This is a genomic window from Lacipirellulaceae bacterium, assembly GCA_040218535.1.
In the GTDB taxonomy this organism is placed as follows: domain Bacteria; phylum Planctomycetota; class Planctomycetia; order Pirellulales; family Lacipirellulaceae; genus Adhaeretor.
Genome location: JAVJRG010000005.1, coordinates 59,805 through 74,202, shown reverse-complemented (window position 1 = coordinate 74,202; position 14,398 = coordinate 59,805). Strand labels below are relative to the sequence as shown.

Here is a 14,398-nt window from a genome sequence, read left to right as displayed (position 1 = left end):
TATCAATCGTGATTAGAATTACATTCAAACACCTTGGCGGTTACTCGGATCAGTAGAGCAACACTGACTGCCGGTGAGCAGCTGCCCAAGCCTGACAAACCGCTAAGGCGGCATGACGTTGTCTTGATCGAGCGAGCCGTCAAATTCGATCTCAAAAAGTTCGCTCATGGCACGGCTGATTTGTATCGTTTGCTTTTCTGTTGCAACTCCGTAAGCAGCCATGCTCTCGTCAACCCACTCGGACCATGCAGAGGTTCCCGAGGGACGCTTATAACGAGTTCGAAGTTCAAAGGCATACAACGGTTCCGCGCTTTCCGTCTTGGCCATAGGAGAATCTCGCTCGGAAATGAGATAGCCTGCGATTGCGGCCGCTAATACCTGGTTTTTGGAACCAGACCTGAAAGCAGATATTGGTGTCTCATACGTGTCTGTGGCGACCGGGGCGGCAGCGAATCCTGCTGATTCTACCGATTCTTGTAGGTTGCCCAGCGATGAAGAAAATGCGGAGGGAGCCGCACGGTTCCTGACTTCCATTCGCACGGCATCCACGTACCACTGGGTACCGTTGATGTTTGGTTCGGCGTTGATAACAAACTCGACAACCGGTGCCGCACCGACATCGGACGCAGTGGCTGTGTAAGTATAAGTTCTCGCCAGTGAATAGGCTGGAGTGACGCCGTTGCCATTAATCGTTTCGGTAAAGGTATCGATCTCGTGTGTGTTGGTTCCAAAGCGCAATCGAACGATGTATGCCGCATCATCGCTCGTAAAGCTACCCGTGTTGAATGTCAGAGTGAATTCGTCCCCTGCCTGCGTAGCGTGTGCGACCGGATCCGATGTCAGTGTTGCCCGCGAGCGTTTGTTGGCGAAAGCATAACGTGTCCCGTCCAACGAGCGATTCTCAGCGGAGTCGAAACCGGCGAACACGTTCCCTGAACTTCCGTCAAGATACCGTTCCAAGAATACGGTCCAGCCGGGAATTGTCGCAACCTGCGTATCAGTAACGTTTGAAGTATCAAATGAGGCCGAGACTCGGTTCGTATTTGTTTGCTCCGGAGCGCCTTGGCCTCCCGCGAAGTTCTCAAACGAGCCGTTGCCGATCGTTTCGCCGATAAGCTCCCTGGGAACTCCAACACCAAAGTTTTGCTGCCAAATCAAGAAATCTTTACCGTCGCTATCGCTATCAGCGTCGGCATCTCCACCACTTGTTCCCCTTTGACCGAAATCGTTTTGCCAAAATGGCAAGTCCTCTTCATCGACCTGGGTGTCTCCGTTGAAGTCACCTGGCAAACCGACGACTTGAAAGGCATTGCCTGTGAAGGCGACCTCATCGACGTAACCATTTAGGTTACCCCCTTGCTTCGCGATGAAAATGGTCGCCGAAGTCGCGTTCGGACCCGTTGTGAAGGTCAGTACCTCAGGAGAGTCGGCCCAGTATGCGCCGCCTATGTCTTTGGTTGCCTGATCGCCGTAGTCCTTCACGCCTAACGTAACGCGTTCGCCGACGCTTGTGTGCAGTAAGCGAACGCGGTCAAACTTACCGATTGATCCGCCAGCACCTTGAAATACCAGGTACAAATCATGCGTTCCGGTGACCGACGATATGTCCTCGCGGGTCATGAACCAAGGTTCGCCTCGGCTGGGCACATTTAGCGTGCCGATCAACTGGCCCGTCGGACTACCGATTCGCAGTTGAACATCGAGCGAGGAATTCTGTTGAGTGCCAATCTCGATACGGTCGAAGCGTGGAATACTCGTGCCAAAGTCGACGTTTTTAAACCTGACCCACTCACCCGCATCGATGCCGCCAAGGTAGTTTTCCCCTCGGTGGTTGCCCGTTGTGAATGAGCCCAATGCGCTGGCGTAATCTTCTAGTTGCAGATCTTCAACAAGCCGAGCACGCGTGCTTACCTGGTAAGTGGTGTTGGGTAGCAGGTTGCCGATAGTTTGCTCGATTCGGTCCCCTGGCTGAAGTTGCAACGAGCCGGAACCAATCGTAGCTAGGCCATCCAAGCGATAGTTCCATGCATTGCCATTGTAATGCGTTGGCGACCCGCTCGTCGTTGTCCAGAATGACAAGCTCGCATCGAAACTTGGGTTATCTACTCGATTAGTGAATGGAATCGGCGACCATTGGTAGACGGGATTGGGTGGCAGGCTGAAATCGTGTCCATAAGACCACATCGACTCACCGAGTTCTAAAGCTCCGGCATCGGGTGCTAACCCCACAAAACCATCGGTAATACCAGCGATCTCGCGACCTGCGTCCACAGCGGCAGAGGTTGTCAGTAAGCGGAAGTCGCCTGCCGCCGCGTTCACGAAGTTGCTACTGCTCGTCGTGAATACGTTATTGCTCTCTTCGGCAGGGTTAGTCCCCGTGAGTAATTCAGGGGCGATCGAGGATAGGATATTGTTGTAGAACTTAGTGCCAGTCGCCGTGCCACTACTGCCCGAGGCCCCAAAACCTGTGATGTTTCCCGAGCTGTAATGGGTGTTGTTGAACCACAGGACATAGCTGTTCGGACGATTCGTTGCAGCTGCCCTGTCTTGCGTGTTGAAGGTAATGTTGTGGTGGACCGCGGCGTCAGTGGAATAATTATCAAAATAGATTCCAAAAGCTTTGTAACGATCGATATCGTGCAGCACGTTATGGTGGATCGTCATATTGCCAAGCGAATTATTGGCAAAGTAAAGAGCGCCAACGTCGCCAGACATCAACCCGATCTGAGAAAAATCGTTGTATTGGATGACGTTGCGTTGACCACCTGGCCCACCGATGGCCGCCCTGCCAACACGCGTCATCGTATTGTGGCTGATGAGGTTCTCGTTGGATTCCGTGCGTAGGCTGAATGCCGCACCGTTGACATTGTTATAGCCGATGTCATGAAAGTAATTGTTGTAGATCGCGTTGTTCGAACCCTCCAACCAGACTGCCGTGCCATGAACGCCGTCAAACTCGTTGCCGCGGATCGTGTTAAACGATCCATCGACAATCAGCGACCGCACGCCACCGCTGCCCTCAGGCCCGAAGCCGTAATCGGGCATTTGAATATGGGCGCCTTCGAGCAAGATGTGGCTGGAACCACTCATGTCAAGATCGCCGCCCCTCATGTCGATCCCACGGATATGTATGTGGTCGTGGCCATTGAGGTCGAAGGCTTCATCACGAAGGCCTTTCGCTTCAACTTGGAGCATGTCAGGGTCGCTGCCGTCCGGGGCCCAAACGTAAAGCGTGTCGGCTGTTTCATCAAAGTACCATTCACCGGGCGCATCGAGTGCGTCGAGATCGTTGTAAATGAGGTAGCGGTCGCCGGCCCGCGGATCGTAAAAGAACGGAGTTTCGACGGTAATCGTGCCGCTCGTCCCATTGCTTGTAAAGTCGACGATTCGCTTGACCTCGATCGACCAGTCAATTGTTTGTGCTTGCACAAAGCTGCCGACCCATCGATCAGCAGACATGTTTCTTAGTGCGGTGTCGGTGATCGTCGTTCGAGTGCCTGAACTCATCGACGCCCATGTCTGGTTATCAAGTCGATCGATGTTGCCACCGAGGTCTGACCAATGCGCCTCGTCCATTAGTTGGCCCTCGATAAACAATGTCATGTTGTTTCGGCCACGGACGTTGGAATCGAAGCTTGTTTGGTAAATATTACCACTCGAGAGCGTCCATCCGGTCAGCAGATCAGTCGTCGTAACCAACACTTCCTCACCGTTGTACGCTTCGAAAGTGATCGGGGCAGAAGGGGTCCCGGAACGTGAAAGGCTTACCTGCTCACGGTATACGCCAGCACGGATTGACACCGTATCTCCAGGGAGAGCGAAAGCCGCCGCTTGCGAGATTGTGGCGAAAGGTTGCTCCATCGATCCAACGGTTTGCAGGTCACTACCGTTTTCTCCATCGACGTAAAAAGTTGTTAGCAGACGCCTCTCTTCGAGCGGCTCGTATCGTAACAAACGTGCGGAGCGAACCCCTGAAATGTGTCGTCGGATGTGACGCGGCATCTTTGCCCTCGGTACCTTGCAGAAGAATGAAATCCGCGGCGATGTGACACTGCTCGTACTAACGCGAGTCGTTAGAAATACTCCCGAAGCGTCGCCAGAGGTTTCTATTCTAGTGCATCCCTGCCAGACACGCAAAGTTTCGGAAAACGATAATCGTTGCAGAACTTATTCCGACTCTGTTCTCGCCGTGCGAACTGAGTGATGCCAACTTTTGAGAAATGGAAGCAGAGGGGGACAATGCCCCTAGAGTGCTAGAACTCTCAGCCGGTGCCGACATTCATCTGGTCGGAGAAGAAAAGCGTCTGCGCCGGCGCTGCGATGGAACCGCTGAGGAAAGAGCAGGGCGAAGAGTCGGAGGGGGCTGTATCTGTTCATACGCATATTGTAATCTCGCAATAAATTGCTGTCGAAGTCTTTGGTCCGTTTGTAGGAGCACAGAAACCAACGAAACGAAGGCAATTCGTACTAGTCCAGTCGACGCCGATTTGACCCGCAAGCAATGCCACCAGGCTGTTACTATTCGACATCACCAGGGGTTTGTACTTCGTTCGCCTGATCTGATTGGTTGTTGCGAATGAATCTTCGCTCCACGATTTCAAATAGCGATCTCGTTATTATCGCACCGATACAACCAGTAAAGATTGCTACGAGCGAAAGAATGAAAAGCACTACACCAGCTAACCCGAGTCCTTGAGTGTTCGAGTTCTCAGCCTCTATGGAGAGGTCAACCATCCCCCAGATCAGCACGACGATGGGCAGAAACCAAGACAGCAAAAAACCGACGCCTAATACTCGAGTTCGGTTCGGAGCTGTCGCGCACGAGCAGGTAATAAGCCCAATTCCAACAAGCGGATTAGAGGACATGCTGTTCAAACTGATACTGGCACCCATGCCAAGGCAAACAACAATCCACGCAAGATCTCCCATCAAAACACCTAGGAAGGCACCAATCATGCACTTCCAAAAGCTTCCGGTGAATATCCCCACAACCCCGGCGACCACGACCATGCCCAGGACCCGAATCGCGATAAAGATTACGAGACTCCCAGCGGTACTAGATCTGTCGCATGCCCCAAGGATGCCTAGCAACAATCCGATCGTCGTGACGTAAAGCAAGCCTTGCGCAAGTGTAAACTGACGTTTCTCGTTTGTTCTGAAGTTCAAAATTGTGTATCCGCAAGAAGCGGCCAGCATCATGTGGGGTGGGTTCTGCCTTTCTCCAAAACGATAATAGCCTGCTTTGGTTATTGATGCCAATTGATGCGATTTTCGGTCTTGAGAAGAACATGCACGCGTATTGTTCTACACGCCGAATTGATGAACTGAAAGGAACTGATGGAGCGAGTATTGCTGTGGAGACGTTTCGAACCAAGAGAAAGCTGCTATAGATCACACCTTTTCTGGTCTCAGACTAACTGCTCTGGGCTGGCGCCTCAAGCCAAGCACCTTACCTACGCTTGCGTCGTTGTCTCGCAACGCCCGCGCTCGCAAAGCCGAGCAACAGCAGCACCAATCCTGCAGGCTCCGGCACAGCACTGCCCGCGGCGCTGGCTGCGCTGCTGCCGTACTCGGTTTGCCAGGCGGCCAGGTCGCTGCCGCTCAAGGGCGTGGGCGACAGGCCGCGTTGCCAGAGGAGGAAGTCTTGGCCGTCAGAGTCGCCGTCGGTGTCGAAGTCGCCGGGGAAGAGCAGTTCGTTGGTCAGGGCGGCATACGCGTCAAGCGTTGCCTGGTCAGCGCCGCCGTCCATAAGGACATTGCCGAGGGCCAACAAGTCGTCCACAAGCACCAAGCCGTCGCCGGTGAGGTCTGCCGCGGGAGAGAACAGCGTGTTCTCGCTGAGGAAGATCGACTCGAAAGCGTCGATGTCGGCTGTCTCGAATAGGTTGTCGGCGTCGAGGTCTCCGAACCCTAGGCCAAGGCTTGTTGTTTGGCGAAGTCCCGTGAAACGGTCGATGCTGAAGTTGCCGGTGATCTCAAACGTGACGACGGTTGCCACGTGATTGCCATCGATCACGTCGGACTCGACCCAACTGAACAGGTCGCGATCGATCTGCTCGGCCAGATTGCCTGAACTGACCAGGTTGAGAATCTCCGCATCGGTGAGTGACGCCGGCAGGTTCAGCAATACGTGGACATCCTCGGCCGTTTGGTCGACCGATTGCACCTGGAAGTCGCGGGTGGTGTCGAGCGCGCCGAACTGCTCCGTGGAAGCGATCACGCTTTCCGGTGCCAGCCGATCGACGTAAACCGTCTGACGGAAGTCGGTGAACACTTCACTCTCGCCCGGTCGCGGGGCACGCCACGCACGGGTGGTGATGTAGTGATAACCTTCGCTCAGCTGCGTGGCGTCGACGGTCTGTGTGTAAAAGCCGTTGCCGCTGGGGCTAGTGAAGCCGGGCGAATTGACGGTGAGGAACTCTTCGAAGCCGTACTGGGTTTCGTTCGAGGCGGCACTCGACGGATAGTCGGCCACGCCATTGCCGTTGGCGTCGAAGCCCTCGTTAATCCGCAGCAGTGCCCGATTGCCATCGGCGTGCACGTCGCGGTACGTGCCGAGGACTCCGCCGTCGAGCGTCACCGCATCGGTGGCGAGCGTCACGTCAAACGAGTCGGCGGTCACCACGGCAATGTCAGCTATGCGTGCCGTGCCGTTGGTGGCGGCGTTTGGCGTTTCATCAAGCGTTTGCGTGACGTTGGTGAGCGAGAGCGTGCCACGCGGTCGGGGAAGTCCGTAGATCGCGTAGCCCTTGTTGCCATTGCCAGCGTTGTTCCACGGGATGTCGACTGTCGCCTGTTGGCTACCGTCAACGACCGTGTAGCGACGTACCTGCCCGGAAGGGTCTTGCCAGTTACCGGTAACTTCTTCCAACCACTGCCCCGGCTGGAACGTGGTGTTTACCGTGCGACTGGTTGCGCCGGGGTTGAAACCGACGTTCAAGGCAACCAGCGCCGAGCCTTCGCGCTCGAAGACGTAGATTGCACTCTTCTGATCCTGCGGCTGAGAGAACGCGTTGTCGATAAAGCGTTCCACGAAGTCGCCCCGACCGTAACTATTGCGCAGGTCGACCAGGTCGGTAATGATGTTGCCAAAGGTACCCCCGAGGGCGTCCCCGCGTCCTTGCTTAAGAAAGAACAGGTTGTTGTCGCTGCGATCGAACTCATCGGAGCGGTAATAGACGTACGCATTGCCAGGCCGCATCAGCACCCAGGCGTGGGCGACGTTATCGAGGACGATACTGGCCCCCAGCCCCGGCGGCGAGACGCCTTCGTCATGGTTGTAAACGAAGCCGATGCCGTTGGCCCCGTTGTTCGCGATGTTCGGGTCGCTCGTGCCGTTGATCGTCGCGTTGACACTTGCCGAGCGAATGTTGAACCAGTTGTTCGCAGTCCCATCGCCGGTCATGTTGCTCGCCATCGCCGCCCACAGGCTGAAGTCGAGCACGTCGCGGTTCGGATTGACCGTGTCGCCCGCGGGCTGCGTTTTGCGGACGAACGACGCCAGAGTGCCCGCGTTGTAGTCGAAGACTTCTTGGAACTGAAAAACGTCCCGCTGCGTTCCATCAAGGTTGAATCGACTGCTCGAACCGGCCACGGCACGGTCGACCAGCTTGGGGATGTCCAGCGACTGCGGATTGTAGGCCGAGTTGAAATCCCCCAGCGGTACATGCCGAGCCGCATCCACCCGCAACCCGTCGACGCCCACCACCTGCGTCAGCCATTGGGCGTAACGCATCATGTACGCACGGTTCGTCTCTGCGACCGGGTCGCCTTGGCCCAGGTCGTTCAAGTTGAAGTCGTAAACGGTGTAGGTGACGCCGTCATCAATCACCGTGCGGGAAGGGCCGTCTAGGTCGGGATAGAACTGACGGTTCTCGTCGGTCGGCACATTCGCTTGGCGGAGAATCGTTGAAGAGCCCACTTTTCCGTCGGGGAAAATCGCCGTCGTTGGGAAAGCCCAAGCACCGGAAGCTTCTCGGATGTTTTGCGACTCCCCTGGAACCGGATGGCGGACGAACGCACGGTTGCTCGCCAAGTCGATCGTCACCAAATTCTCACCGAGCCGAAACCAGTACTCAAACACATCACCAAACGGCGTCTGCCCCGCGTTGGCGCCATAAAGTGCTGCGTAAGTATCGCGATGGAACTGGCTGGTGACGGAGTTGTTCGGGTCGGAGAGTTCAAACCCGGGGTAATCCGCGCGGTCTTGCAGGTAGGGCGCCCCCTGGTTGATGAGCGCCTGCGGATAGGTGTAGCCGTTGATCCCCAAGTCGAACGAACCAAGGTGATGGTGCACGTAATCCACGAACACGTTGCCGCCAAACTTTTGCGTTTCGCGAATTGCCGCGATGTAACCCGCCTCGGTGCCGTAGAGTGTCTCGTCACGCGGTGCACCAAGATCGAACCGATCGTAAGGGTCGTAGCCGATTCCACCCCCCTGAGGCAGATAAACCGACCGCCCCGGCGGCGGTGTCCACAGCGAACCGTACCCGGCAATGAAGAGATCGGGCGTGCGGTGCTCAATGGTTTCCCATGACGCTTCGAACCACTGCAAAATCGGTGCGGGCGACTTCTGCTGGGCCTCGGCTAATTGGCCGCAGTTCACGGCTAGCGTCAAGCTGGCAACCAGCTGCAGGATGAATCTCGAAAAGCTGAATCGTGTTCGCATGAATCCGTTTTTTCCTAGCAAAGCCGGTTTTCCCTAGCGAAGAGTGGGCAACGGCATCACGTGGCGTCACACCACGGGGTTGAAGCATAGGAGCTGAAGAGAACACTCAGCCTCGCATCAAAGATAATGTCTCTGCCATTCCGCCCGTTATGCTAGGTAAGTCACGAGAAGGCGGATTCTGGTATGGAAAAATGATAAAAACCGCGGAAAACGCGGTGCGGGTTGTCGTGGCGATGGTGGCAGAATCCTCGTAAGTTCAACTAGAACAGAGGCTTAGAGGCACCGTCGCTAGTGGATTGCAGAATCGGCTAGCACCGACAGTCGGCCGCAGTTGACTTTGCCTCTCCTGACGCACGATTCGGCCGATTGTCGGTGGTCGAAGTCCAAGAGGTCGAGCGAGTTTGCCTCCTGTGCTGCGCACACCGACAATCGACCGGGCTGAGTTTTGCGAAGTGGCTACGGTTCTAGCGGTCGACTGTCGATGCTACCCGCTCGTTCACCTAAGTCGGTTCGACACACCTCATTCGAATCAGCGTTTGCACCAGAGAGCAGGTTGAATGCAGCCATGCCAATTTCCGCGAGCGATTCGAGCAATCTGTATCTGGCTTCCGAACCGCTTTCAAGCAGATTTGACTTTGCTTCGTCTCGAAAGTGAAGAATCGAAGCCGCAGCATGGCAAATAGGATTTGGAATTGAAGTCTTTTCTCGGTAACGATGCCACAGAAGTCGAAGGGCAGATAGTAGGCGCGATATTGCGGTTTCTCCAGGATCGTTTCCTAGACGTAACTGCATAAACGTGCCCTTGTGACTCCAGATACAACTGAGAACAGTTTCGACAGCTTCTTCGTAGCTGAGTGACTGACCAGGACTGAAGCTAAGCGTACGCCCTGCCGAGAGGTGAGTCCTCAGCATCGTTCGAATGGTTTCATCAGTATCGATCTCCAGAGCAGATGAGAGTTCTTTCAATTGCTCTGCTTCTTGTTCAGATAATGTGACCTGTATGTCCATGGCGTTCTCTTTCAAAGTGATACCGCGTTGGTCAGATTATATGATGTGAATAGACTTCGATTATGTTCTTTGGCTGAGGGACAGCAAAAACGAAAAAGGGCCGCGTGAGGTGCGGGTACCTCGCGCGGCCCTTTCTGCGGGGAGAGCGAACAAACTGCGGTTTTAAGCCGTGATGGCTGATCGCGTGGTGGCACCACTTCAAACTGCGGACAAAAGTGAGCCAGTGCGATTGATCGTTGATCACAGTAGCAGCGAATGTGATGCCAAACGGGTCCCCACGCGGCACGATTCGTCCAGGGCCTTGAAAATACGGTATTTCGGGCTTCTCAGGTTGGCATGCTCGCCGGCTGAACCTTGTAAATCTTGCCCTCGTAGAGTTGTAAGATTTGCCCTGATGCTAGCATTCCGCGGTTGAATAGGACGCGGACGAACGCGGATCGGGCGGATACGCGGATGAATCTCAGGAAAAATCAGCGTTTATCAGCCCAATCCGCGTTTCTCCACGTCCCATTACTCCGCTATAACGCCTGAGCCTTCCTCGCTATCATCGTTCCTTCCACCAATCCTAAATTCCCCTGCCTTGGCGTCCTTGGCGGTTCAACAATAGTCCCTAACACAAGCCATGCTGCTGCTTGAAGACGTCCGCAAAACGTACCCAGAACCCGACGGCGGGCGGCTGGAGATTCTTGATGTGCCGCGGCTGGCCGTTGAGCGGGGGGAGCAGGTTGTCCTGCGGGGGCGGAGCGGCTGCGGGAAGACGACGCTGCTGAACTGCATCGCCGGGCTGACGACCGTCGACTCGGGACGGATCGAACTCAACGGGCGCGACCTCGTCGGACTCCCCGAGGCGACGCGAGATCGGTTCCGGGCGGAGCATCTGGGCTTTGTCTTTCAAACTTTTAATTTACTGCCAGCGTTTACGGCTTTGGAAAACGTCCTGCTAGGAATGACTTTCACGAAGCAGAAGGCCGATCCGGCACGTGCTGGGGAACTGCTCGCGCAGGTCGGGCTCGAGCACCGCCTCACACACAAGCCGGCCGCGCTCTCAGTGGGCGAACAGCAACGCGTTGCCGTGGCCCGGGCGTTGGCGAATCGCCCCGTGCTACTACTGGCCGACGAACCGACAGCGAATGTCGATCCGGCCCATCAGCAGCAAGTGATCGACCTCATCCGTGACGCTTGTCAGCAAGAAGAAGTCGCGTTGCTGCTGGTGACTCACGCCGACGAAGTGGCCGATCAGTTTTCCCGCGTGGAGAAGCTCGAAGACATCAATCGAGTTGTCAGTGATCGTAGTGTCAGCGGGGGGGCGGCGACATGAGCTATTGGAAGATCGCCTGGCGAAACCTCCAGCAGCGGGCACTTGCGTCGACGCTCACCGGTTTGTCGATGGCTTTGGGCGTCGCGTTGATGATCCTCGTGCTGGTGATTCATGGCGTGGTGGTGAATCAGCTCTCCAACGACGCCCAGGGCTACCACGTGATCGTCGGGGGAGGGAAAGGGAGTAAGTTTGAAGTGGTGCTGAGTACCGTCTTCCATTTGGGAACGCCGCTCTATCCGATTTCCTACAGCTACTACGAACAGTTCACCGTCGGCAAGTTCGCAGGCTATACCGAACTTGCCGTGCCCATCTGCCTGGGCGACAGCTACGAGGCGAACGACGGCAGCCGGCTTCGCGTCGTGGCGACCACGCCGGATATGTTTAAGATTTCCTACGCGGCAGACAAAGAGTACAAGTTTGCCGAAGGTGAGAACTTCAAGCGAGAGAACTTCTACGAAGCGGTGCTAGGTTCCGTCGCCGCCTATAAGACGGGCCTGAAAGTCGGCGATAAGTTCCGTCCAGCGCACGGCATCAGCAGCGATCAGGGTGAGCACGATAAGTTCACCGTCGTCGGCGTGCTGGAGCCAACGGGCACGGCGAACGACCGTGCGATGTTCATCAACATGGAAGGTTTTTATCTGCAAGAAGGCCATTCGCTGACGGCGAGAAAGCCGGTTGAGAACCCCGTCGTGTTGGGTTCCGACGCGGCGAAGAAACGACGTGTCGACGTCGGCGGGAAGTTGCCTTCGACGGGCGAGACCGAGGGCAACGTGCTAGCCGTGCTTGGTCCCACGGGTACCGCGAATGACGAACTGGTTTACGCCCCGACCAACGATTACGACGCATCCGCCTCCCAAGCCGAAGTCGTTGAAGAGCCGCTTCCCTTGGCTGCTGACGGGACAGAACCTTTGCCGCGAGCGCAACGGGAAGTGACTTCGATTCTGATTCTGTGCAAGAACCCCTTCTTCGCCGGCGAGATCGATCGTCAGATCAACAAAGGTGCCGACCGAACTGTCCAAGTCGTTTCCCCCCGCGGAGTTGTCGAGCAACTGGCCGAAGGTTTTCTCGCCCCGATGCGAATGATTCTGCTGGTGCTGACAGTGATGATCGTCATTGTCGCGGGGATCAGCATTTTGGTCAGCATTTACAACTCGATGAGCGAACGGAGCCACGACATCGCCGTGATGCGAGCCCTGGGAGCCAAGCGTTCTGCCGTGATGCTGATTGTGCTTTTCGAGTCGGTCCTGCTAGCATTGCTAGGTGGCGTGGCAGGCATGTTGCTCGGCCACGGCATCCTGGCGATAGCCAGCCCGCTCGTGGAAAGTTACACCGGAGTGATCGTCGCCCCCTGGCAGACGACCCCCGAGGAATGGTTGCTGGTCCCCGGGCTGCTGGCTTTCGCGGCGTTGGTCGGTTTCCTGCCTGCATTGACGGCTTATCGGACCGACGTGGCCAAAACGCTGGGCGGCACGCGGTAAGGAAGTTCGATAGAATAAAGAGTTGGTGACTAGGCCCGAAGGGCCGACAACCCATAGCCAGGGGCGTAAGCCCCTGGTCCGAGAATGAAGAGGTTTGGAAGCCCCGAAGGGGCGACACTGTTTCGAAATTGAGAACCACTGTCGCCCCTTCGGGGCTTGCCTGGCAGAATCAATAATTCCCAGGGGCTCACGCCCCTGGCTACGTGCTTTCGTCGCTCCGCGACTGTTAGTTTCGCCAATATCTTGGACGACGAAACCCAAGACTCCGCGAACAGGTCAATTCATAACAACTCAGTCGCCAAAACGAAAACCGCTCACATGCGATACTTCCTCACCATTACTCTGATCGCATCATTGATGACAAACGCCGCCGCCTGCCCGTTCTGCGCCACGCCGATGCAGACCCTCAGCGAAGAACTCGCCGAGGCCGAATCGGCAGTGATTGCCCGGCTCGAAAAACCAATGCCCGAACTGCCCGAGGCAGAGCTGCCAACCGAGGAGGAACCGGCCGAGCCCGTTGACGATACGGCTCTGTTTGTGGTCGTTGAGCCACTACGAGGCAACTCCTCTCAGCCGGGTGACGAATTGAAAATTGTTTACTTTGGTGAGGATCCTCCCGAGAAGCGATTTATGATCACCAGTTTCAGCTTGAACCTGGGCGAGGACAAACCGATCACTGGGGAGCGTGTCGAATGGGGAACCCCCTTGCCGCTTTCCGACGCAGCCGTTGAGTACGTGAAGCAGTTAGAGTCGGTTCCCGAGAAAGGTCCTGATCGACTGGCGTTCTTTCAGGAGTATTTTGAACACCCCGATCCGCTGCTAGCGCAAGACGCCTACGACGAATTCGCCCGTGCGCCTTACGAAGTAATCATTGCCTTCAAGGACCGAATGAAACGCGACAAGCTGCTGGAGTGGATTGAGTCGCCCGAGGTGGGGCCTTCGAGCCGTCGTCTTTACTTGACGATGCTGGGTGTCTGTGGGCAGCCCGAGGACGTGGCAATGCTCGAGAAGCTGTTGAACTTCGATTACGACCAGATCAAGCCGCTGGTGGCTGCCTCGATCAGCACAGTAGGGCTGACGGGCTCGCCGCTGGGAACAGGCATTTTGGACACGCTGGTCCGCGCTGAAGATCGCCGCAAGAAGGAATGCCTTGATGCACTGATCGCTTGCTTCTTGAAGCTGAAGGGACCTGATGGTCTCGAGTTGGTGAACCAACGGTTTTTCGGCAACCCAAACGTCAGGTACTACCACTTACATTCCGCGATTATGGCGATGCGTTTTCATGGGGAAGAAACCGATGTGATTCCGCGTCAGGATCTGCTCGACACGATGCGACTGGTGCTTGATCACCCGAAGTTTGCTGACCAAGTGGTGACCGATCTCACCCGCTGGGAAGACTGGGAAATCATGGATCGTCTCGTGAACCTGTTTGTCGAGTCGGAGGAGGATGCCTATATTCGCTTGCCGGTGGCTTCCTACTTGCTGGTCGCCTCGGAGCAATCAGGGCCCGTCGGGAAGCAAGCGGATACGCACATTGAGAAGCTGAGGGAACTCGACCCCGAAACCATGAAACGGGCCGAACTGCCCCTCGCTTTCAGCATGCTCAGCGGTGCGAAGAGTCGAAAAGTCGAAGAAAACGACGACACACAAGCGACGGAAGCAACAGAACCCGAAGCGGCGAACTCGGAAACTTCAAAGTCCGTAGAAAACTCAGGTGCCAAACAAGAAAAACGTGAGGTCGCCAGTGAGACGACCAAAGCGCGATCGCAGAAAATCGAAGCCGCAGATTCTCCCACCGTGGAAGCGCCGAGTCGCATCGCCATCATCGGCACGGCAGTCCTGGCAGCGGTGATCATGTTTATCGTGTTTGGAATCCTCATCCGCGGCTCTGACCCTCGAACATCTCGACCGGAGAACCAAGCTTAG

At 56.0% G+C, this 14,398-nt stretch carries 6 protein-coding genes; 3 read left to right on the top strand and 3 right to left on the bottom strand.

Annotation, left to right across the window (positions count from 1 at the left end; translation table 11 throughout):
* Window positions 1–102: 102 nt before the first annotated feature.
* The 3 genes from RIB44_00555 to RIB44_00545 form a co-directional block, all read right to left on the bottom strand.
* Window positions 103–4,002 (bottom strand): carbohydrate-binding protein, encoded by a 3,900-nt coding sequence (locus RIB44_00555; protein MEQ8615063.1) that lies wholly within the window; start codon window positions 4,000–4,002, stop codon window positions 103–105.
* Window positions 4,003–4,518: 516 nt separating this feature from the next.
* Window positions 4,519–5,259: a hypothetical protein gene (locus RIB44_00550; GenBank protein ID MEQ8615062.1), complete on the bottom strand. Its 741-nt coding sequence runs from the start codon at window positions 5,257–5,259 to the stop codon at window positions 4,519–4,521.
* 190 nt (window positions 5,260–5,449) lie between these two features.
* Window positions 5,450–8,668, bottom strand: a complete 3,219-nt coding sequence (locus RIB44_00545) for a PEP-CTERM sorting domain-containing protein (protein ID MEQ8615061.1) — start codon at window positions 8,666–8,668, stop codon at window positions 5,450–5,452.
* A gap of 1,630 nt (window positions 8,669–10,298) precedes the next feature.
* On the opposite strand from RIB44_00545, the gene RIB44_00540 reads away from it, so the two are divergent.
* The 3 genes from RIB44_00540 to RIB44_00530 all read left to right on the top strand — a co-directional run bounded on the left by RIB44_00540 (window position 10,299) and on the right by RIB44_00530 (window position 14,398).
* Window positions 10,299–10,994 (top strand): ABC transporter ATP-binding protein, encoded by a 696-nt coding sequence (locus tag RIB44_00540; GenBank protein ID MEQ8615060.1) that lies wholly within the window; start codon window positions 10,299–10,301, stop codon window positions 10,992–10,994.
* Window positions 10,991–12,472 (top strand): FtsX-like permease family protein, encoded by a 1,482-nt coding sequence (locus tag RIB44_00535; protein MEQ8615059.1) that lies wholly within the window; start codon window positions 10,991–10,993, stop codon window positions 12,470–12,472. The genes RIB44_00540 and RIB44_00535 overlap by 4 nt, the downstream gene beginning before the upstream one ends.
* Before the next feature lie 318 nt (window positions 12,473–12,790).
* Complete coding sequence (locus RIB44_00530) at window positions 12,791–14,398, top strand: hypothetical protein (protein ID MEQ8615058.1); 1,608 nt, start codon at window positions 12,791–12,793, stop codon at window positions 14,396–14,398.